This is a genomic window from Treponema denticola (assembly GCF_024400535.1).
Classification (GTDB): Bacteria; Spirochaetota; Spirochaetia; order Treponematales; family Treponemataceae; genus Treponema_B; species Treponema_B denticola_C.
The window spans coordinates 1753775-1774541 of the sequence record NZ_CP038800.1 but is presented as its reverse complement, the minus strand read 5'-3'; the positions used below and the strand labels follow the sequence as shown (position 1 = coordinate 1774541).

Here is a 20767-nt window from a genome sequence, read left to right as displayed (position 1 = left end):
TAGCATAACTAAGGGATTAGGGGAAGGGGGAGAAGAGTTATGCCTAAGCGCTATTTTTTATTCGGAATACGGTATCTAAGTCCAAGACCGATATGCGGAATCCAATCTATAGATATTTGATCATTTATTTTTTTCTTAAATAATCCGGATTCATTGTTAGGGGCAAAGCTGTGATTCCTTTCTCCATAATAATAAGTAAAACCGATAGCAGGAGCTGCTTCGATAAATAAGTTGAATGCGGATGTTTTTTCAAAGTTTACTTCCCATCTTACGGGGAATAATACCGAAACACCAATACTGGCAGGTTTATACAATACCATCCAACTGTTGATATCAATGGCAGTGCCAATTGTGAGCGGACAGTTTTGACCTTTAACTACCGGTTCCCATACAGTAAAAAGAAGGGCACTACGGATATTCACTATTCTAGCAATAAGCGGTATTCCTGTTGAACCTATCAGTAAATCAAATTCTATCAGATTGTTAAATTCATGTGAATAAGATAAGCCTATAAACGGTACACCCAGCCATGCTCCGATCTTATCTTTCCCTCCATTACCGTTTCCATTTGATAAATCATTAGATTCTGTGAAAATATTTTGAGAAATCAAAACCGCACAGAAAAAAACTGCTAATAATTTTTTCATCTTAAACCTTCCTTTTTAATCGTTAAATTTAAGCTTTGAGAAAAATTAAATTGTAAGCCGATTAAAATTAGTTTTACCATAAAAGTATGCTAGTGTATAAACGATTATTTGTCAAGACTTGAATTTGGGATCTCAATAATTTATGTTAAAAATAATTATAACAAAAGTAAATAATAATTTTATTGAAAAACCATCCAAAAAAGGTTCTTGGGTTACTTTTTTGGGGGAGAAAAAGTTGCTTCCACAAAAAATACTTGACAATACGTGTTAATACGTGCTATAATGCTCTTGTAGGGTGAGCTATGACATCTAATGAAATTATAAAGCTCTTAAAAAAGGCCGGTTATGAAATAATAGCCGGAGCAAAACATGATAAAGCAATTCACAAAGAAAGCGGAAAGATGATAGCAATACCGCGTCATAAAGGTGATATTCCAAAAGGAACTGCACATAATATTTTGAAAGAAGCCGGTATTAAATAGTGTAGTGGAGGCAAAAATGAAATATATATATCCTGTTATTTTTGAAAATGATGACGGAAAAATAGGGGCAAGAGTTCCCGATATTTCCGGCTGCTTTACATTCGGAGACACGGTAACTGAAGCTATAGAAATGGCAGAGGATGCCATAGCTATGATGCTTGCCCATTATGAAGATAACAATCAAGCAATACCAAAAGCCAGTAATATATCGGAGGTAAAAATAAAAGACGGATTTGTAAACTATGTTATAGCCGATACGGATAAATGGCGCAGGCAATTTTCAGAAAAATCGGTGAAAAAGACGGTTACCATTCCGGCATGGTTAAACTACAAGGCCGAAACAGCCAATCTTAATTTTTCGCAAGAATTGCAAAATGCCCTTAAAGCAAAACTACAGGTTGGGGTGTAGAAGAAAATGTAATCAGCTTAGGCTTGCAATAATAATTCTCCTCGAATGCCCTATAATCAAAGAAACATTTTGCTCCCTTATCAAAGACTTAACTTCCTGTAAAGTTTTTTCGGGGTTTAGTATATCGAGTGACGGAACAATAAGTTAAATTCCGTGCTTTTCCAATAGCGTTTTTACTACTTGCCCCGTACCCGAATTTTTATCCGAATTAAGTCCGTGAATAAAGAGAGTTTTTTGCATACAGAAATTATTTTGAACCGATATTGTCATACTCGTACCTCTTATAAAAAATTTACAGTATTGCCGTTTTTGTTTATTTTATAACGGATTTTCCTGCATAATAAACATATTTCTAATCCTACAGGTTCGGCTCAACCGTAATTTGCTCGTCCCGTATTGCGGTGTTCCTTTTCAGCATTGCTTTTACTGCATCGGTTTTTACAGTAAAATGTATCAGTATGTACGTTTTCAAACGCAGTTTCGTCAATATCTTTTATAACAGTAGACTCTATAATTACCGTTTTGAGATTCCTACAGGTGGAAAATGCAAACGGACAAATTTCGATAACACTATCGGGAATAACAATAGCGGGTAAATTGAAACAGCAGGTAAATGCAGCGCTGCCAATCACCGTAACAGTGCGGGGGAGCGTAACGCTTGTTAGAGAAGTGCAGGCGGAAAATGCACCCAAAAAAATCTCAGTGACGCTGTCAGGTATAGCAATAGACTTCAAACTGCCTGCTGCAGTTACCAAGCATTTTTTATCTTTTGTGTAAATAATATTATTTTCACTACAATAGACAGGATTTGCACTATCAACCGTAAGCTCTGTTAAGCTGATACAGTCTGCAAAAGCCATTGGACGGATTTTGGTAACGTTTTTCGGTATTACAACACGTGTTAAAGCAGTGCATTTGAGGAAAGCCTTTTTATGAATTCCCGTAATACCCTCCGGAAGCACAAGGCTCCCTATCAGCTTATTGGGATCGGTTACTCCTATTACCATTCCGTCGGTTATTTCCAAAAGCTGTGCATTTGCTTTTTCTTCGTCAGTAAGCGGTATTTTTGTCTGTTGCATAGTATTATCCCATAAAAAGTCAATGAGAAAATATCAATTTTCAATTTGACTTTTTACGCCGTTTCGCAATATCTGTGAGAAACGGCAATCAATAATGCGATGTTTTGTGCAAAGCACAAAACTCATCAGATAAACAGTGAGGCAGAATTCCTGCAAAACTATTTATCATACCTCCTTTTACTATTATAACCTAATAAAAATACTACTGCTAATACTGTGCCGGTGTTATGTTGTTTCATTTGTTGCAACTCTTTTTTATCTTTATACTGATAATATAGTTCGTATACGAAATAATAATTCAAATAATATACAATTTTAACACTTTTTTGAAGAATACAACTTCTTTCCGGGTTTTTCATTTGTACGTGATATCGAATCAACACCCCCGATGCTCTGTGTCGGGGGTGTTGATTTTCGTAGTTTTACCGCTATCTATAACAAGCAAAGTATTCAACAGCGGAAAAGTTGGTAACATTATTTTTTCAACGAAATAACTGATTGTAATCTTTCCAGCATTTCGGAATATAAATCATTGAGGTATTCGGAAGCATGATATTCGAGTGCTTTTAAGAAATCTTCATAGTATGGCAGTGTGGAATTATAAGATTTGAAAAAATCTAAAAGCTGACTATATCTTATTATTTTGTATTTATCAAATTTTGCATATTTATTTAATTTTGAAGTATCTTTATAGGCATAGTTTGGAAGTAAAAGAAAATAGCCGGTAGTTTTCTTAGATGTCGATTTCTCGGCTTCTTTCTCTGCAAAAACATAATACTTTTCCAATTGTGAAAACTCTTTTTCTTCTTCTGTACTATCGTCTTTTTTCTGTGTCCCATTTATTGATGATTTTATTTTGTTTTCAAAAACATAGATGCTTTGTGAATCTTCATAATAAATGTCAATGTTATTTTTTGATTCTCTGATAATTTCGATATCTTCAAAACTACTTTTAGTCTTCCCGTCTTCATTTGTAAAATGTGTGATAAATCTTTTTAATAATTCCTTATCGTTTTTCAAATAATAGGAAATCCAATTTGAATATGTAATTTCATCATTATTTTTTTTAATTATATTCAGTAGTGAAGTTGATTTTATATTTATGTTATTTATATCAACTTTAGGAGAATTGTCTTTGTCTTCCCAATAAGGAGCGTTGATAAGCCTTTTGATTTCAGAATCTTCAAGATTTTCATAAGTTGCAACACTGGCACCGCACATTCGCTCTCTTTCCGTTAGTCTGAAGTAATGAGTATCCGTATTATCTGTATCACATCTATTGTCGCACAGATAGATAAGCTCTTTCGGCCGTCTGAAATTTACAACCTTAAAAGTAAGATATATAGCATGATCCGAATGTGCCGTATTATTATTTAAGAATAAATCGTATAGTTTTACATTTCCGTATGTTACGGAATGCTTGTCAATATAATCTATTTGTCTTTCATGTATTTTTTTATATGTTTCAATCCGATAAAGAGTTTTGTTATCTTTAGGAGTTCCATCAAGATTATTTTTGTTCATAAAATCTTTATTAATCAATTCATTGACAGATGGAAACATCGTATATTTATTCGGTTCATCAATTTCTGATGCGAAAATTTCTTCTTCAACATCACATATTCCTAAAATTTCAGCTTTATGCTGATCTATATTTCTAACAAGAATAATTTTTTTAATCGAATTGTTATGGGTTTTAGTATCATAATCACCTGCCGACATAGCATAGATATAATGATTTCCATTATCGCATTTAAAAAGGTTTATTACTTCGTGACCAAGATTTCCGGTTTCAAGATAATTTCCTGAATACATATGATTAATTAAAACTTCGTTCATCTTTCCTCCATTTGTGTCCCAATAAGGGCATCCGTTTAACATAATATACTATTTTCAGTATATCTTTGCAAGTATCTATGGCACTGCGAAAGTTGGCAAACTCACTTCCTGACAAAAAAGCCGATAGGTTTTTAATTTCTGGGATATCAGAGTAAGTGTATCATTTTCGCTTTCAGTCATCATTGTGTACTCCGCCTTTGCTTTTTATTTATCTATAAGAGAGATTTTTATTTTTTTTCATGGTACACTCCTTGTGTAGGTAATATAAACTTTAGTTTCCTATCTGCACAAATTGCCTCAGCAAGAAAAGCCGATTCTTTGTTCGTAATCATTGCCGATTTTTTCATGTTTGCAAAGCTCGTGTAGTGTTTCAATATTTGGTTGCATACCGGTTATGACTTCATCCATCATTACTTTGCGGACAATATTGTCTATTTGTCCTCCGCTTAAATCGTAATTTTCTGCAAAAGATGTTAGCTCGCGTTCGTCGAGAAACTTAAGTTTTGATTTCCAGATTTTCCGTTTTGCCTCAACAGACGGATTTTCAAACTTGATCTTAAAAAGGAAACGCCGTTCAAATGCCGTATCTAAATTGTCGGCAAGGTTTGTAGTTGCAATCAAGATACCATCAAGTTTTTCCATCTCTTCCAGAATAATATTCTGCATCGTGTTTTCTGTCTGAGCCACATTGCTCGCATTGGTATCCTTCCGCTTGGAAAAAATCGCGTCTGCTTCATTAAAAAGGAGAATCGGCAATTTTCCCTCTTTTTCCTTACGGCTTGCACGGCAGAGTTGTTTATAGTCGGTAAAAATCTTTTTAATTTTCTTTTCGCTTTCGCCGAACCAGCATGATTTTGCTTGGCTAATATCAACATGCAAAATCATCCGTCCCGTTGCTTTTGCAAGCTGGTACACCGTTTCTGTTTTTCCGGTACCCGGTGCTCCGTACAATAATACGGCGATCCCTTTCGGCAAGCCTTTTTCTGAAAGGCGGGCTTGTATTTCGCAAAAATTTTCTTCCTGCAAAGAAGAGGTAAGACGGGCTATTTCCGCTTCATTTTTTTGCTCATAAAACAGGTCTTTTGCCGTAATTGCGTCCGGTTGAATAATACCGGTTCCCTGTGCCGGTTTTGTAAAAAGATCGATGTTCTCTCCTAACAACATTTCTTTTGCTTTTTGGGTAATCTCAATCGTTGCATCGGTAAGTGTGCCTTTTTGATCGAAAGCGACTAAGTCCTCTTTAAATAAAATAAAACGTTCATCCATACACTCCCGTGCAAGGGCAAACTTTGCACTCGCCGGATACACGGTAGCGTCGAGTAATTCTGCAAGCCCTACTTCATCTCCGGTAATATAATGAGAACAGCAAGTGTAAAACATCATCCGCGCCTGAAGATTTTTTTCACCGGGCAGTAATTGCTTTGTTTCAATAACAAAGGGTTCGTCTGCATATCTTTTTTCTTCTGCATTCATTATCCGCACCTTTATCCCCAAAGAGTGCCGGCAGCATACTTCATGCCTAATTTTATTTACCATATCGAGTACATCCGTTTCAGCCGGTGCGGGGGCGGTGATAACCGGCTTTTCATTCTGCAAAAGACACTGCAAAAATTCTTCCGAAAACTGAAACGAACTGTCTAAACCTATTTTATCATCATGCAGTGCATTTACGGTATACATATACTGTTTTGCAATAATCGATTCGATATCTCCTCTACATGCAAGCATCGTAAGCATTGAGCAGTCGAAAAAATGTGCGATTGTATTTAAACGGCAAGGCTTTTTCCTGTTTTCAAAATGGAGGGCAAGCATACTGCAGAGAAGCCATGTTTGTCGCTCATTCGTTTCAAAGTAGTTATTCAAATGTGCAACGGCATGAGAAAATTCCTTAGAAGCCTTAATCTTGAACTTTGAATCGGCAAGTTGTTCCGCAACAGAGGCAACGGCTTCAATGACATTCATCGTTGATTCAGTAATTTTCGGCATTTAATTCTCCTTAGTTTTAGCTGGGGATTAAACCGCTCAAAATAGTGTGAAGTATTTGAGAGGTTATTTTTAGTATGTTTTATATAATGAATATAGAAAGATAAGGGCGTATATTTTATGAAAAAAAATAAATTTATTGATGATTTGATTAGTAAAAGTATATTGTATACAACAAGATTAAATATAGCAACTGTTTATATAGAAGCATTAAAAGCAAAAATCAAAGATACAAAAAACGTTAAAATATTATTTATACCTCCGACAGTAAAAAAACATCATACTATGAAAACAGTTAATCGATTACCCATCCTGCATCAATCATTTCTGTAATAGAACTGAAAGCGGCAATAATTTTATCATTCGGCATAGGCATAAAACCGCTTTCAATAACCCCTTTAATCACCACGCTGTCGCCTTCTTCAAAATAAATACCATAAGTATGATTTTTGTTTTTCATGACTGCACCGGGAAAAACTTCGTATCTTGTTTTCTCCTGTAATTCTTTACTCCATTTACTCATTTTATACCTCTTATTGTTTAATCAGTTTTTTAGCGGCAAAACGTATAATTTTTTCTTCATATTTTGTGTTCTATAAACCACTCTTGTATTGCTTCTTTTTTTATCTTACCTGAAGCTATTTTTAATCCAAAATCAACGAGTGCCTCCTGCGTATAGTTCAAATCAATACCATTTATTTTAAGAAAAACCAACGATAAATGAATTCCAATTCTTTTATTTCCATCTAAAAAAGGGTGATTTTCAATGAGTGAATAACAAAGTTGAGCTGCTTTGTCTAAAAGCGCCGGATATAATGCATTGCTATCGAAAGTTTGGAATATTGATTTTAGACTTGAATCCAAAAGATTGCATTCCCGAATGCCGTCTATTCCTCCGGTCTTTGTAATTAAAGATGAATGAATTTTTAACCCCTGTGCTTCGGAAAAGAATTTCATTTTGCCAATTCCTTATAGGCTTTTATATTTTTGGTGATTAAGGAATCGGAAGCTTCAAATAGTTGCTTGTTGGAAATAATCTCGTAACTATTTTTTTCATCTGAAACGGGGATTATTGCCTTTTGCTCATTATATTGCTCAACTGTAATCTGTTCGTCCCGTATACTTCGGCAGCTTTTTTTCAGCATTGCTTTTACCGCAGCTGTTTTCACGGTAAAATGTACATCATCATCATATATCGTTTTAAAAACATCGGCTTTGATTTTCTTTACACCGGCAGCGTTTATAATTACTGTTTTAAGCCTCGTACAACCGGAAAACACAAATATGCCAATATTAGTGATACCGGCAGGTATTGTAACACTTACTAAAAAAGCACAGCCTATAAATGCAAAGCTGCTAATTTCAGTAACACTATCGGGTATTTCAACTTTTGTTAACAAAGTACAGCCTGAAAATGCACCCCAACAAATCTTAGTAACACTGTCAGGTATAGCAATAGACTTCAAACTGCCTGCTGCAGTTACCAAGCGTTTTTTATCTTTTGTGTAAATAATATTATTTTCACTACAATAGACAGGATTTGCACTATCAATCGTAAGCTCTGTTAAGTTGATACAGCCTGCAAAAGCCTTTAAACCGATTTTGGTAACGCTTTTCGGTATTGTAACACGTGTTAAAGAAATACAGTTGGAAAATGCGCCCAAACCAATCATAGTAACATCGGCGGGTATTGTAACGCTTGTTAAATTGCCGGCTGCAGCTATCAGTCGTTTCTCATCTTTTGTATAAATGATATTATTTTCAGTGTAATAGACGGAATTTTCACTATCCGCCGTAAGCTCTGTTAAGCTGATACAGTCTGCAAAAGCCATTGGATAGATTTGGGTAACGCTTTTCGGTATTACAACACGTGTTAAAGCAGTGCATTTGAGGAAAGCCCTTTTATGAATTCTCGTAATACCCTCCGGAAGCACAAGGCTCCCTATCAGCTTATCCGGATAGGTTACTCCTATTACCATTCCGCCGGTTATTTCCAAAAGCTGTGCATTTGCTTTTTCTTCATCAGTAAGCGAAGTTTTTATTTCTTGCATATCATACCTCCTAAATTTATTTACAAATTCGGTTCAACTTTAATTTGCTCGTCTCGTATTGTGCTATTCTTTCTCAGCATTGCTTTTACTGCATCGGTTTTCACGGTAAAATGCACATAAGTATGTACGTTAGCAAAAGTGTTTACGCCGATGTGTTTTATGATAGTAGACTCTATGATAACCGTTTTGAGATTTGTGCAGCCTGAAAATGCTTCATCGCCAATTTCAGCAACACTATGCGGTATTATAACACTTGTTAAAGAACTACAATCGGAAAATGCATCTTTCCCGATTTTAGTAACAGTATCGGGAATAACAATATGTATTAAACCACAGAAATAAAAAACTTCATCAGCAATCTCAGTGACACTATCGGGAATAAAAATATTTGTTAAACCGCTACAGCCGATAAATGCACCTGTTTCAATCTTAGTAACGCTATCGGGAATAATAATACTTTTTAAACCGGAACAGCCGATAAATGTAAACATACCAATCTCTGTGATACCCTCCGGAAGCACAAGAGTTCCTAGCAGCTTACGGTGATCGGTTACTCCTGTTACTATGCCATCGGTTATTTTCAAAAGCTGCATATTTGCTTTTTCTTCATCGGTAAGCGGTATTGGGGTTTGTTTCATATTTACTTCCTTATAATGAGTTAGCATTAGGCTCAACTGTAATTTGCTCGTCCCGTATCATGCGGTTCTTTTTCAGCATTGCTTTTACTGCATCTGTTTTCACGGTAAAATGTATATCAGTATGTACGTTTTCAAATGCCTTGTCTTTGATAGTCTTTACGATAGTAGAGTCTATGATTACCGTTTTGAGATTCGTACAGCCGGAAAAGGCTTCATCGCCAATCCATGTAACATTGCTGGGTATTGTAATATGTGTTAAACCGGTGCAGCCGGAAAATACCACATCATCAAGTACCGTAACACTATCCGGTATGATGATATCTGTTAAAGAGCTGCAGTTTGAAAATGCAATCGGACAAAGTGCAGTAACACTATCGGGGATAACAATATAGGTTAAAGCGGAACATCCGAAAAATGTACCCCAAGTAATCACTGAAAGAGTATCGGGCAGCGTAACACGTGTTAAAGCGGTACAGTCGATAAATACTTGTTCATCAATCCATGTAACAGTGCGGGGTATTCTAACATCAGTTAAAGCGGTGCAGTCGGCAAATGCCTCATAATCGATCTCTGTAACACCGTCAGGGATTGTAATATAGTTTAAACGAGTACAGCCTGAAAATGCACAATTACCAATTCGGGTAATACTACCGGGTATATTAATACTTGTGAGAGAACGGCAATCCGAAAATGCATAATCGGCAATCTCGGTAACACCGTCAGGTATAACAATATGCCCTTTTAAACCGCCTGCCGCAGCTATCAGGCGTTTCTTGTCTTTTGTATACAGGATATTGTTCTCACTGTAATAGATAGGATTTCCACTATCAACGTTAAGCTCGATTAAGCCGGTGCAGCCTGAAAATGCACAATCGTTAATTCGAGTAACACTGCGGGGTATATTAACACTTGTGAGAGAACAGCAATCCCGGAATGAAAAAGCAGCAATTTCAGTAACAGTGTCAGGTAGAACAACACGCCCTTTTAAACCGCCTGCCGCAGCTATCAGGTGTGTCTTGTCTTTCGTATAAAGGATATTGTTCTCACTGCAATAGACAGGATTTTTATTATCAACCGTAAGTTCCGTTAAATGAGTGCAGTATAAAAATACAGCATCTCCAATCTTAGTAATGCTATCCGGTATTCTGATACTTGTTAAACTGCTACAGCGGAAAAATGCCTTTTTATCAATCACAGTAACCGTGTCGGGGATAACAATGCTTTTCAAACCGGAACAATCGGAAAATAAGCATTCAGTAATCCATGCAACAGCAGCGGGTATCGTAACACCGGTTAAACCGGTGCGGCCTGAAAATGCATACGGACTAATTTCAGTAACAGTGTCAGGTAGAACAACACACCCTTTTAAACCGCCTGCCGCAGCTATCAGGTGTGTCTTGTCTTTCGTATACAGGATATTGTTCTCACTGCAATAGACAGGATTTTCATTGTCAACCGTAAGTTCCGTTAAATGAGTGCAGTTTGAAAATACATAATCGCCGATCTTGGTAACGCTATCCGGTATGATAACACGTATTAAAGAGCTACAGTCTGAAAATACATCATGTCCAATCTTAGTAACACTGTCGGGAATAACAATGCTTGTTAAACCGGTACAGCAGGAAAATGCATAATCGGCAATCACTTTTACGCTATTGGGAATAACAATATTTGTCAAGCCGGAACAGTCGGAGAATGCAAATTTGTCTATCTTGGTAATACCGTCCGGCAGCACAAGACTGCCTATGAGTTTATCGGGATCGGTTACTCCTGTTAGTATTCCGCCGGTTATTTCCAAAAGCTGCATATTTGCTTGTTTTTCGTCTGTAAGTGGTATTGCGGTTTGTTTCATATTTACTTCCTTATAATGAGTTAGCATTAGGCTCAACTGTAATCTGTTCGTCCCGTATTGCGGTGTTCTTTTTCAGCATTGCTTTTACTGCATCGGTTTTCACGGTAAAATGTATATCGGCATTAACACGTTTAAAAGCATCTCCGCCGATGTGTTTTATAATTGTAGACTCTATGATTACCGTTTTGAGATTCCAACAGCTATGAAATGCCCTCTCGCCAATTATAGTAACACTATTGGGGATAACAATGCTTGTTAAATCGGTACACCACTTAAATGCACATGCTCCAATCTCAGTAACACCGTCCGGCAACACAACACGCCCTTTTAAACCGCCTGCTGCGGCTATCAGGTGTTTCTTATCTTTTGTATAGATGATATTATTTTCACTGTAATAGACAGGATTTTCACTATCAATGGAAAGTTCCGTTAGACGGCTACATCCGAAAAATGCATCATTTCCAATCTGAGCAACACCGGCAGGAATACTAATGCTTGTTAAACCGGAACAATAGGCAAACGCAAGCATACCAATCTCGGTAATACTATCGGGTAGCGTAACACCGGTTAAACCGGTACACTCCGAAAATGCCCACTCGCCAATTATAGTAACACTATTGGGGATAACAATAGCTCGTAAATTGTCACAGCTGGAAAATACCATATCACCAATACGAGTAACACCATCGGGAATAATAATGCTTGTTAAGCTGGAACAATACTGAAATGCACGCATATCAATCTCGGTGATACTGTCTGGCAGCACAACACGCCCTTTTAACCCGCCTGCTGCGGCTATTAGGTGTTTCTTATCTTTTGTGTAAAGTATATTGTTCTCACTGCAATAGGCAGGATTTTCACTATCAACGGAAAGTTCCGTTAGACCGGTGCAGCCGTAAAATGCATTTTCTCCAATCTTAGTAACGCTATCGGGAATAATAATGCTTGTTAAGCCGAAACAATAGGAAAATGCAAGCATATCGATCTCGGTAATACCGTCGGGCAGCACAAGACTGCCTATGAGTTTATCGGGATCGGTTACTCCTGTTAGTATTCCGTCGGTTGTTTCCAAAAGCTGTATATTTGCTTTTTCTTCGTCTGTAAGCGGTGTTTTTGTCTCTTGCATGGTATGCTCCTTTTACACTGTTAGACAGTCTTACTAGCCGTAATGCTTGTAAGCTGCAAACATAAATATGAATACGATGATGAATACTATCGGATTTCTACCAGCTGCGTGCCAAATCCGGTTGAACGTTCCATGAATAAAGTAACTGATGAATTCTAATCCGGGAATAGCTTTAAAAAACCACGCTGCAAACCCGAGTAAAAATATAAACGCTACTATGTTTTTCATAAGGTATACCTTCCTATAATATAGTTTGTATACGTGATAATAGACCTGTTCGATAACTGCGTTGTCAAACAGGTTTAATCAACAACCCCGACGCGAGCGTCGGGGTATTAAACCCTCCGCACGAATAATTTAAATCTTTCCCGGTGCGGTTGCCTTGAATATCGTTTTCTTTTGCATTAAGAACTTTTCTGCATCCGTATATTGCAAAACGATTTCGCCGCGTTCTACTAACTGACGGAGCTGCTCGATAATCTTCTGCCGGGATTCCCGTACTTTCTGTATGGGTACGGTTCCCATATAATCAAGTTCTTCTTTTAATGCTGCTGCTGCCTCTTTTGACATATTGCGTTCCATTTTTTCTTGTACGGCGGGACACGGTGCACTGAACGCCCGCAAGAAGTCTTCTTTATCAATTTCACGCAGCAGTTTGATGATAGAATGATTATGCAGTAGAGCAATATCTTCAAAAAGGAAGATGCGCTCCCGTAATGCTGTGTATGCTTCATAGTTGGTTTTCTCTAAAAAGGATAGTACATTTTTCGTAAACAGACTGTCCGTAAGCCCGATCATCTTTTCTAAAAAATCTATACCGTCAAGCTCGATATACGGCACTTGGGTATTCTGTTCTATTTCGTTCCGTATATGTTCTGCAATACACTCCACCGCATCCGCAGACTCAAAGTTACCTTGTGCAAGGTATTCGATGATCGGAAGCCGTACACTATCGGGAAGCATCTGTAAAAGTTCGGCAGCTTTATGCAAAGACATAGTTCCAATCAGCAGCGGTATGATCAGCTGATCTTCTTGCTGCAAAACCGCACACAGTGTTGCTGTATCGCAGTTTTCAATAAAGTCAGACAATGGTTTGGAAATAAACTCAAGCGGCGGTTTTCGAAAAATAATATTACCCGCCTCTTCCATAAAGTCAAACTCCGGTTTTGGAAGAACAATCTCACCTGTTTTTTCCAACCGGAAGATAGTATCAAGAATGGCAGCTTGTGCATTTTCCATTTTCATACTGAAGGTTTCATATTCATCCTCTGTTTCAGTATCTTCTTCCAACTTTGCGTGGATAGTTTTAATCTCTTCTTCCACTTTCTCCGTAGTATGTTTTGAGAGGTTTATCATTATTTTATGTTTTACCTCACAAGATGCAGTTGCCAACGCGGCAGCCGTTTGTGCAGTATCTGTTTTGTGCATTGTTTTTTGAATGGAACGATCGTCGAGCATAACAATATCTTCAAAAACAAAGGGCTCCGCATGTACTTGTTCATATAACGCCGGATTTGCATTTTTAAGAAGCGTAAGAATTTCCTTTTTTGATAATTCATTCACATTTATCAGTATTTTGTTGACAAAATCAATGCCGCCTATCAGTATAGTGCGTTTTTCCGTTAAGCGTTTTATTTTTTCTGCTATGTCCGCTTCGATAAGCTGCATACTCTCCGCTAATTCACTCGTGCCGAATGTCAGTTCCGTTAGAATGATTTTTTGCTGATCAGCAGTTAGGTGCGGCAACACACCCTCTAAAACGGCAGCTTTTTTTTCAAGCGGCAAACGTCCGATAATAAGAGCCCCCGTATGCGGGTCTTCCGTCCGTAAAACCTTAGCCAACATTTCATTACTGCACTTTTCGATAAGAGTGTGCGGTGTCTCCGTTTTTTGTTTTCCATCTTCTTTTTGCTGAATATCTATCATCATCTATGCTCCTTTAATGTATTAGTTGATAACGGCATCATCATCGTGTCGCGGAATGCTAATTTCTTTTGATTTTTCTAATCGGCACATGATAGTGGCAATACGGTCTTGCATTTCCTCCTTGACCTTAATGAGCTGCGAATAGTGTGTTTTCATATATTTTTCAAGCTCTGTGAATGCCCGTTTTGACATATTGCAGCTCACTTTTTGTTTTAATGCTTCCGGTGCATTGATAAGTACCGCAGCAAATTCTTCAATTTGTGCTTCCCGTAACACTTTTTGTACAGAACGGTTATCAAGGAGCATAATGTCTTCAAACGCAACAATAGCGGAACGTATCTTGCAAGAGCGTTCACTATCCGTTTCTTTTAAAATATTCAAGATGGATTTGACTGTTCGGTTATTGAGTTCCGGCATACTGTCTTCAAGTTCAGTCATAAAACCGGCAGATACCCGCCGCTTTTTGTCCGCCTGTATGTTCCGTATTGTTTCCGCCGCATCAGCAATTATCTTTTCATACACATCGGGATACATTTGAATACTGCGTGTAAGAGATGCAATAATCGGCTTCCTTATGTGTTCGGGCGTATGCTCTAACGTGCAGGATGCTTTTTCCGGTTCCAAAGCGGTAATAACGAGTACGGCTTGCAACAGGCTTTCGGTACGCAAAAAAGTGACCAATGCCTCGATAGGGCTTGTGTTAATAACCTTGAGGGATTCGGAAATCTTTTCGTTGCATTCAAGATTTTTTGTTTGTGTCATATCATTCCTCCTATAGAAACTCAAAAAGAAAGTATCAACTTTTCCGATTGACTTTTTACGCAAGCCTGCAACAAAGAAAGGGCGTGCGTATAATATTCGAGTTATAATTCAGGGTCAACCGTAATTTGTTCATCCCGTATACTATTGTCACTGTTTATGAGTAATTTTTTTTCCGTTTCATTTTTGACTGTAAAGTGTGCATCGGGATTAATACAGTAAAATGTTGATATATTATATTCAGCAACACTACCGTATATGACGATGTTTTTCAAAGAAGTACAGTCCTTAAATGCCCAGCAACCAATCTCAATAACACTGGCAGGTATCGTAACATTTGTTAAAGAAGCACAGCCTGAAAAAGCCCACGCCCCAATCTCGGTAACACCGTCAGGGATAATAATATGCTCCAAACCGCCTGCAGCAGCTATCAAATATTTAGTATCTTTTGTGTAAACAATATTATTCTCACTGCAATAGACAGAATTTTTACTATTCACAATAAGCTCTGTTAAACATTTGCAACCTGCAAAAGCCCTTAGTCCAATTTCAATAACACTAGCGGGAATAACAAGGGAGATTAAGCCGGAACAATCGGAAAATGCCCTTTCACAAATCTCGGTAACACCGTCAGGGATAACAATTCGACCTTTTAGACTGACTGCTGCAGCTAATAGTTTTTTCTTATCTTTTGTGTAAATGATATTATTTTCACTACAATAGACTGGATTTTCACTATCAACCGTAAGCTCTGTTAAGCATGTGCACTCCGAAAATGCATCCTCTCCAATTATAGTAACGCCGGCAGGTATCGTAATATCGGTTAAAGCGGTGCAGCCGGAAAACGCAGCGGTCCCAATCTCGGTAATACTATCGGGTATCGTAACACCGGTTAAGCATGTGCAGTCTGAAAATGCACACGCCCCAATTACGGTAACACTTTCAGGTATAACAATACCGGTTAAACCGGAACAGCCGGAAAATGCATGTTCTCCAATCTCAGTAACACCGTCAGGGATAGCGACACTAGTTAAACCCTTTGCCGCAGCAATTAGTTTTTTCTTGTTTTTTGTATAAATACTGTTGTCCTCACTGCAATAGACAGGATTTTTATTATCAACTGTAAGCTCTTTTAAACCGGTGCAGCCGGAAAATGCCCATATATCAATCTTAATAACACTGGAGGGTATTGTAATACTTGTTAAAGAACTGCAATTTTGAAAAGCACACATACCAATTTCACTAACGCCGTCAGGTATAATGATATGCTCCAAACCGGCTGCCGCAGCTACCAGTTTTTTCTTATCTTTTGTGTAAATGATATTATTCTCACTACAATAGACAGGATTTTCACTATCGACCGTAATATCCGTTAAGCAAGTACAGCCTGCAAAAGCCTTTGAACGGATCAGGGTAACACTCTTCGGTATCACAACACGGTTCAAAGAACTGCAATTTTGAAAAGCACCAAAGCCGATCTTAGTAACACTATCGGGTATTACAATACTTGTTAAAAAAATACAATTTTTAAAAGCATAAACTCCAATTTCTGTAATACAGTTGGGCAGTACAAGGCTCCCTACCAGTTTATCGGGATTGCTTACTCCTGTGATTCTTCCGTCAATTATTTCGAGAAGATTTACATTTGCTTTTTCTTCATCGGTAAGCGGTAATTGTGTCTGTTTCATAGTATTCTCCTTAGTATAGGTTGATATAAATGATTTGTTAAAATAGATATTGTTTTTTATAGTTATAATATAGTTTGTATACGTGAAAATAATTCAAATTAAATGCAATTTTAACACATTTTTTTTGAATACCATCCAAGAAACAATAAATAACCCCGACGCAGAGCGGTGCCGAGAAACGGCGGGTATTAAACCCTCCGCACGAATAACACGGACAGGTTTTTGATATTCGTCGTAAAAGTTCGGATTTTTATAAAATCTTCCGCTTCCAATAAGCCAAAGAACTTTATCAAATTCATAACACGAAATATTCGCATCATTTGCTATCTTAGAAAATGTGAGCCGCATTTTTGCGGCTCACATTTTTTTAATTAAATCTGTCTAGACGAGACTTCATTTCCGTTTTCATCATACACATATATATAATTGTCTCTTTTAAGACTTACAGTTGTCGCAGTGCTCCCTACAACTTGATCATCATCGTCAACCTGTTTATCCCAAAGCCGATTTCCATTCTCATCATAGACCTCAAGCCAACCATCTTTTATATTTGCATAAGCTATCATTTGTCATCTCCTTTCGAAGCATTGTGCTACTTCGACATATCAAAAAATTTTTTATGGCGGTTTTTACACAGGAGTACCGCCTGTCTCCTTCTTTTTTCACAACTTAGGCTGTTCTGTGAAATAACTTCAGTTTTTTCATAGTTTCACCTCCTTTCAATTTATATGGTTTATCTTCACCGTTTTTGTATTTATAAAAACGGTGAATACAGTAAATTGCAAAATCAAAATGCGGCTATTTTTGAGCTCGTTCTTTTCCAAGTTTCCAAAGATAAAGATCAATTTCTCTTAACTTAAAATCATTTAGAGCAAAGTTTTTTATAAATTCTGTATAAACTTCATAGTATTTTTTATAGTCCCTTAGATCAGCATTTTGAAACTTTGCAAAATGCGTCTGCTTCCGAAAATAACGCAGCATCTTATCGACAAAGCTGTCATAGATCGGGAAGATATCAGGCTGATGTATTGCACAGTATTTTGTAGCAAAGGAGTAAAAGTATTTTTCTTTTCCGTTCAGTTTGTTGCGGGCAATGTCATCGACAAGCGATATATCGCCTTTTTTAAGCCTCTCATCGATGTTTAAATCGACAATATGCTTTGCAACAGGATACGTTCTAAAGATGTTGGTTGAATAGAAATCGTTCAAAAGCGAAGCTTTTATCAGCACTTCTTCAATCACAGTATTTTTAGGGTATAGCTTAAAAACTTTCTCAACGGTTTTTCCTTCTACAATGTAATGTTCGTCAAGTTCTTTTTTCAAATACTTTGAACATTCTTCTTTTGATGGATTTGGAATTTTATGCATAAATTTGCTCCTTTTTTTCCACTTTTAAGCGGCTATTTTGAATGTGTGTTATAATATAGGGAAATAACTTTGTAAATTTTCTAAAAAAAAGTATGAAATTTTGAAAAATTAAATACGGCTTAACCCTTTGTTCTTTAAGTTTTAGGATGTAAAAAGAATTTTTTATATGAGAATAAAAATAAAATCTATCGATTAGAGATATTAGAGCTAATATAGAAAATAGGGGGGGGGTAAACTTAGGCTAACGTTTTTCTCTGTATCTTTCAGTACTAAATTTGAGTTTTGAGAAAAACTAAATTGTAAGCCGATTAAAATTAGTTTTATCATAAGGGTATACTAGTGTATAAACGATGATTTGTCAATGCTTGAATTTGGGATTTTGGGAGAGAAAAATAATCTTGACGGAATGTGTATAAATGCGTATAATATTACTATGAATGAACGAATGTAAGCAATAAAAGCGTTAGAAAAAGCAGGGTATTTTTTAAACCGGCATAGAACAGGATGCAATAAAGCAAATGGAAGATGCAATGTCGGCTTGGCTTTGTGTTGCAGAAGATGAAGGCTTTGATATTCCTAATGCGACGCCTCAACAGAAAATTATACATACTCAAAATGATACACTTTCTATTATCAAAGCTGATACAAAAAAATATCGAGCTATGACATATTCTAGGGCTGTGCGAAAAAATGTATCTCTTCCCGCATGGCTTGCAGAAGCTGCCGAAAATGCCAATCTTAATTTTTCGCAAGAATTGCAAAATGCCCTTAAAGCAAAATTACAGGTTGGGTTGTAGCAAAGAATGATTTTATTTAACCGCAAGGGGCGCAAAGAGCGCAACGAATTTTAATAGCTATGTATAATTTTAAGAACTTTCCCATTTGAGTAAATTGGAGACTTTAAAATAGTTAACGATAATTACATATTTTTTGCAATTTAGCCAACAAGATAAACTCTACAAAAAACAATTGACAACACGTGTTAATACGTGCTATAATACTCTTGCAGGTAAAAATGAAATATACATATCCTGTTATTTTTGAAAATGATGACGGAAAAATAGGGGTAAGAGTTCCCGATATTTCCGGCTGTTTTACATTCGGAGACACAGTAACTGAAGCTATAGAAATGGCAGAGGATGCCATAGCTATGATGCTTGCCCATTATGAAGATAACAATCAAGCAATACCAAAAGCCAGTAATATATCGGACGTAAAAATAAAAGACGGATTTGTAAACTATGTTATAGCCGATACAGATAAATGGCGCAGGCAATTTTCAGAAAGATCGGTGAAAAAGACGGTTACCATTCCGGTATGGTTAAATTACAAGGCCGAAAATGCCAATCTTAATTTTTCGCAAGAATTACAAAATGCCCTTAAAGCAAAATTGCAGATTGGGTTGTAGCAAAAGAATGATTTTATTTAACCGCAAGGGGCGCAAAGAACGCAAAGATTTTGAATGTGTTTTTTATATCTATAAATCAATCAAATCATATTTTAGAGCGAATAGTAGAAAATACATCTTCATGAGAAAGCCTAACAAAATATTCAATACGGCTATATAAAAAATTATGCCATATCGGCTTGACAGCGCAGCCTTGATATTTTATTATTTTATAAGGAGGCGGTAAAATTATGTGGGCGGTTTTTGCGTTTTTATCCGCTGTTTTTGCGGCACTTACTTCTATTTTGGCAAAAGTTGGAATTGAAGGGTTAAATTCAAATCTGGCGACAGCATTGAGAACAGTTGTTGTATTAGCAATAGCATGGGGGATGGTTTTTCTTACAAATACACAACACGGAATTATCGATATCAGCAAAAAAAGCTGGATATTTCTGACTCTTTCGGGCCTCGCAACAGGAGCGTCTTGGTTGTGTTATTACAAGGCCTTGCAAATAGGTGAAGCATCAAAAGTTGTTCCTATCGATAAATTAAGTGTAGTAATTACATTAATTTTGGCAGTGATTTTTCTGCATGAGAATCTCAATGCAAAATCGATATTGGGTTCGCTGCTTATTACGGCAGGTACACTTTGTATGGTTTTGTAAGGGCAGAACAGAGCTGCAAAGCTCTGATTCGTTATCCGCTTTAGCGGATATGATGAAAAATTTCCTTACAGAACAGAGCTGCAAAGCTCTGATTCGTTATCCGCTTTAGCGGATACGATGAAAAATTTCCTTACAGAACAGAGCTGCAAAGCTCTGATAATCCTTGCAAAAAGTTTTTATGGGGGAATGAAAATGACAGCTGAAAAGATTTTTGAAATTCCGCAAATGTCTGCGGATTGGATCAGGAATGAACTGAATAAGAAATTTCAACCTGATGAGGCCGAAAAAAAGTATCGGGAGGTTATTGAAACCTACGAAAAGTTTGCAAATGATGCACCGAGTATCGGCGGCAAAGACAATCCGATGTCTAAAAACTTTTACGGAGCCATTTCGGCCTTTGCGTATTATGAATGTATGAACCGCAGTATGCTGCCCGATGAAATTACGGCTATGTGTTACGGTATGATGATCGGCAATAAAAAAGGCGGTCAGCTTTCGCGGTTCAACCTTAACAATAGGCTGGTGCAAAAACTCTTTCACGGACTTTTCGGTCTGAGAGCACGCAAGCTGAACAAGCACAAAGAAGACGGCTCATGGAACAATACATGGGGAATGAAAATAAACCCGCTGCATCACAAAGAAGGAATCAGCATTCATCTGGTAGGATGCCCCATTGCCGATTTTGCAAAAAAGAACGGATACGGTGAATTGATGCCGTATTTTTGCGAAACGGATAAGGCGGTTATGGAACATTTCGGAGGCACTCTTTACAGAGAACACACCGTTGCCGACGGATACGAAGACTGCGACTATTGGATTAAAAACAAAGGCGAGTAAATCTAAGACAAACATCGAAAAATTGAGGCTT

The 20767-nt window shown here is 37.1% G+C and carries 22 protein-coding genes; 6 read left to right on the top strand and 16 right to left on the bottom strand.

Going from position 1 to position 20767, the window contains the following annotated elements; genetic code table 11:
• Positions 1–50: 50 nt before the first annotated feature.
• The gene (locus E4N78_RS08390; protein ID WP_255810108.1) at positions 51–647 is read right to left on the bottom strand and encodes a hypothetical protein; all 597 of its coding nucleotides are present in this window, start codon (positions 645–647) and stop codon (positions 51–53) included.
• A gap of 302 nt (positions 648–949) precedes the next feature.
• On the opposite strand from E4N78_RS08390, the gene E4N78_RS08385 reads away from it, so the two are divergent.
• Both E4N78_RS08385 and E4N78_RS08380 read left to right on the top strand, forming a co-directional pair.
• Complete coding sequence (locus E4N78_RS08385) at positions 950–1129, top strand: type II toxin-antitoxin system HicA family toxin (protein WP_253683984.1); 180 nt, start codon at positions 950–952, stop codon at positions 1127–1129.
• Positions 1130–1145: 16 nt separating this feature from the next.
• On the top strand, positions 1146–1538 hold the full coding sequence (locus E4N78_RS08380) for a type II toxin-antitoxin system HicB family antitoxin (RefSeq protein ID WP_255810107.1): 393 nt from the start codon (positions 1146–1148) through the stop codon (positions 1536–1538).
• Between the two features lie 144 nt (positions 1539–1682).
• Here E4N78_RS08380 and E4N78_RS08375 read toward each other — a convergent pair whose 3' ends face one another.
• The 15 genes from E4N78_RS08375 to E4N78_RS08305 form a co-directional block, all read right to left on the bottom strand.
• Positions 1683–1808, bottom strand: coding sequence for a hypothetical protein (locus E4N78_RS08375; protein ID WP_255810106.1), 126 nt, complete (start codon positions 1806–1808; stop codon positions 1683–1685).
• Positions 1809–1909: 101 nt separating this feature from the next.
• Positions 1910–2617, bottom strand: a complete 708-nt coding sequence (locus tag E4N78_RS08370) for a leucine-rich repeat domain-containing protein (protein WP_255810105.1) — start codon at positions 2615–2617, stop codon at positions 1910–1912.
• A gap of 474 nt (positions 2618–3091) precedes the next feature.
• Positions 3092–4456, bottom strand: coding sequence for a PD-(D/E)XK nuclease family protein (locus E4N78_RS08365; RefSeq protein ID WP_255810104.1), 1365 nt, complete (start codon positions 4454–4456; stop codon positions 3092–3094).
• 297 nt (positions 4457–4753) lie between these two features.
• Positions 4754–6442 carry an ATP-binding protein gene (locus tag E4N78_RS08360; RefSeq protein WP_255810103.1) on the bottom strand — a complete coding sequence of 563 codons (1689 nt, stop codon included), beginning with the start codon at positions 6440–6442 and terminating at the stop codon, positions 4754–4756.
• A 292-nt stretch (positions 6443–6734) separates the two neighbouring features.
• Complete coding sequence (locus E4N78_RS08355; protein WP_255810102.1) at positions 6735–6962, bottom strand: hypothetical protein; 228 nt, start codon at positions 6960–6962, stop codon at positions 6735–6737.
• 56 nt (positions 6963–7018) lie between these two features.
• Complete coding sequence (locus tag E4N78_RS08350) at positions 7019–7396, bottom strand: type II toxin-antitoxin system death-on-curing family toxin (RefSeq protein WP_255810101.1); 378 nt, start codon at positions 7394–7396, stop codon at positions 7019–7021.
• Positions 7393–8490, bottom strand: coding sequence for a leucine-rich repeat domain-containing protein (locus E4N78_RS08345; protein ID WP_255810100.1), 1098 nt, complete (start codon positions 8488–8490; stop codon positions 7393–7395). The genes E4N78_RS08350 and E4N78_RS08345 overlap by 4 nt, the downstream gene beginning before the upstream one ends.
• A gap of 20 nt (positions 8491–8510) precedes the next feature.
• Positions 8511–9128: a leucine-rich repeat domain-containing protein gene (locus tag E4N78_RS08340; protein ID WP_255810099.1), complete on the bottom strand. Its 618-nt coding sequence runs from the start codon at positions 9126–9128 to the stop codon at positions 8511–8513.
• Between the two features lie 10 nt (positions 9129–9138).
• Positions 9139–10980 (bottom strand): leucine-rich repeat domain-containing protein, encoded by a 1842-nt coding sequence (locus tag E4N78_RS08335; protein ID WP_255810098.1) that lies wholly within the window; start codon positions 10978–10980, stop codon positions 9139–9141.
• A 10-nt stretch (positions 10981–10990) separates the two neighbouring features.
• The gene (locus tag E4N78_RS08330; RefSeq protein WP_255810097.1) at positions 10991–12106 is read right to left on the bottom strand and encodes a leucine-rich repeat domain-containing protein; all 1116 of its coding nucleotides are present in this window, start codon (positions 12104–12106) and stop codon (positions 10991–10993) included.
• 357 nt (positions 12107–12463) lie between these two features.
• Positions 12464–14035 carry a FliG C-terminal domain-containing protein gene (locus E4N78_RS08325; protein WP_255810096.1) on the bottom strand — a complete coding sequence of 524 codons (1572 nt, stop codon included), beginning with the start codon at positions 14033–14035 and terminating at the stop codon, positions 12464–12466.
• Positions 14036–14053: 18 nt separating this feature from the next.
• Complete coding sequence (locus E4N78_RS08320) at positions 14054–14794, bottom strand: FliG C-terminal domain-containing protein (RefSeq protein ID WP_255810095.1); 741 nt, start codon at positions 14792–14794, stop codon at positions 14054–14056.
• 101 nt (positions 14795–14895) lie between these two features.
• On the bottom strand, positions 14896–16479 hold the full coding sequence (locus tag E4N78_RS08315; protein WP_255810094.1) for a leucine-rich repeat domain-containing protein: 1584 nt from the start codon (positions 16477–16479) through the stop codon (positions 14896–14898).
• A gap of 371 nt (positions 16480–16850) precedes the next feature.
• Entirely contained in the window at positions 16851–17045 is a 195-nt protein-coding gene (locus tag E4N78_RS08310; protein ID WP_255810093.1) for a hypothetical protein, read from the bottom strand.
• 232 nt (positions 17046–17277) lie between these two features.
• Positions 17278–17847 carry a hypothetical protein gene (locus tag E4N78_RS08305; protein ID WP_255810092.1) on the bottom strand — a complete coding sequence of 190 codons (570 nt, stop codon included), beginning with the start codon at positions 17845–17847 and terminating at the stop codon, positions 17278–17280.
• 518 nt (positions 17848–18365) lie between these two features.
• Here E4N78_RS08305 and E4N78_RS08300 point away from each other — a divergent pair.
• The 4 genes from E4N78_RS08300 to E4N78_RS08285 all read left to right on the top strand — a co-directional run bounded on the left by E4N78_RS08300 (position 18366) and on the right by E4N78_RS08285 (position 20736).
• A complete protein-coding gene (locus tag E4N78_RS08300; protein ID WP_255810090.1) occupies positions 18366–18644 on the top strand; it encodes a HicB family protein in 279 nt (92 codons plus the stop codon).
• Positions 18645–18862: 218 nt separating this feature from the next.
• A complete protein-coding gene (locus E4N78_RS08295) occupies positions 18863–19255 on the top strand; it encodes a type II toxin-antitoxin system HicB family antitoxin (RefSeq protein ID WP_255810089.1) in 393 nt (130 codons plus the stop codon).
• A gap of 227 nt (positions 19256–19482) precedes the next feature.
• Complete coding sequence (locus E4N78_RS08290) at positions 19483–19899, top strand: EamA family transporter (RefSeq protein ID WP_255812337.1); 417 nt, start codon at positions 19483–19485, stop codon at positions 19897–19899.
• Between the two features lie 192 nt (positions 19900–20091).
• Positions 20092–20736: an L-2-amino-thiazoline-4-carboxylic acid hydrolase gene (locus tag E4N78_RS08285; RefSeq protein WP_255810088.1), complete on the top strand. Its 645-nt coding sequence runs from the start codon at positions 20092–20094 to the stop codon at positions 20734–20736.
• Positions 20737–20767 lie beyond the last annotated feature (31 nt).

Bases quoted from the DNA above. Each gene is read 5' to 3' on its own strand.
- E4N78_RS08355 (WP_255810102.1), bottom strand. From the start codon at position 6,962: ATGAGTAAATGGAGTAAAGAATTACAGGAGAAAACAAGATACGAAGTT.
- E4N78_RS08295 (WP_255810089.1), top strand. From the start codon at position 18,863: ATGAAATATACATATCCTGTTATTTTTGAAAATGATGACGGAAAAATA.
- E4N78_RS08345 (WP_255810100.1), bottom strand. From the start codon at position 8,490: ATGCAAGAAATAAAAACTTCGCTTACTGATGAAGAAAAAGCAAATGCA.
- E4N78_RS08285 (WP_255810088.1), top strand. From the start codon at position 20,092: ATGACAGCTGAAAAGATTTTTGAAATTCCGCAAATGTCTGCGGATTGG.
- E4N78_RS08320 (WP_255810095.1), bottom strand. From the start codon at position 14,794: ATGACACAAACAAAAAATCTTGAATGCAACGAAAAGATTTCCGAATCC.
- E4N78_RS08360 (WP_255810103.1), bottom strand. From the start codon at position 6,442: ATGCCGAAAATTACTGAATCAACGATGAATGTCATTGAAGCCGTTGCC.
- E4N78_RS08370 (WP_255810105.1), bottom strand. From the start codon at position 2,617: ATGCAACAGACAAAAATACCGCTTACTGACGAAGAAAAAGCAAATGCA.
- E4N78_RS08335 (WP_255810098.1), bottom strand. From the start codon at position 10,980: ATGAAACAAACCGCAATACCACTTACAGACGAAAAACAAGCAAATATG.
- E4N78_RS08340 (WP_255810099.1), bottom strand. From the start codon at position 9,128: ATGAAACAAACCCCAATACCGCTTACCGATGAAGAAAAAGCAAATATG.
- E4N78_RS08365 (WP_255810104.1), bottom strand. From the start codon at position 4,456: ATGAACGAAGTTTTAATTAATCATATGTATTCAGGAAATTATCTTGAA.
- E4N78_RS08350 (WP_255810101.1), bottom strand. From the start codon at position 7,396: ATGAAATTCTTTTCCGAAGCACAGGGGTTAAAAATTCATTCATCTTTA.
- E4N78_RS08330 (WP_255810097.1), bottom strand. From the start codon at position 12,106: ATGCAAGAGACAAAAACACCGCTTACAGACGAAGAAAAAGCAAATATA.
- E4N78_RS08325 (WP_255810096.1), bottom strand. From the start codon at position 14,035: ATGATGATAGATATTCAGCAAAAAGAAGATGGAAAACAAAAAACGGAG.
- E4N78_RS08305 (WP_255810092.1), bottom strand. From the start codon at position 17,847: ATGCATAAAATTCCAAATCCATCAAAAGAAGAATGTTCAAAGTATTTG.
- E4N78_RS08380 (WP_255810107.1), top strand. From the start codon at position 1,146: ATGAAATATATATATCCTGTTATTTTTGAAAATGATGACGGAAAAATA.
- E4N78_RS08315 (WP_255810094.1), bottom strand. From the start codon at position 16,479: ATGAAACAGACACAATTACCGCTTACCGATGAAGAAAAAGCAAATGTA.
- E4N78_RS08385 (WP_253683984.1), top strand. From the start codon at position 950: ATGACATCTAATGAAATTATAAAGCTCTTAAAAAAGGCCGGTTATGAA.
- E4N78_RS08310 (WP_255810093.1), bottom strand. From the start codon at position 17,045: ATGATAGCTTATGCAAATATAAAAGATGGTTGGCTTGAGGTCTATGAT.
- E4N78_RS08375 (WP_255810106.1), bottom strand. From the start codon at position 1,808: ATGACAATATCGGTTCAAAATAATTTCTGTATGCAAAAAACTCTCTTT.
- E4N78_RS08300 (WP_255810090.1), top strand. From the start codon at position 18,366: ATGGAAGATGCAATGTCGGCTTGGCTTTGTGTTGCAGAAGATGAAGGC.
- E4N78_RS08390 (WP_255810108.1), bottom strand. From the start codon at position 647: ATGAAAAAATTATTAGCAGTTTTTTTCTGTGCGGTTTTGATTTCTCAA.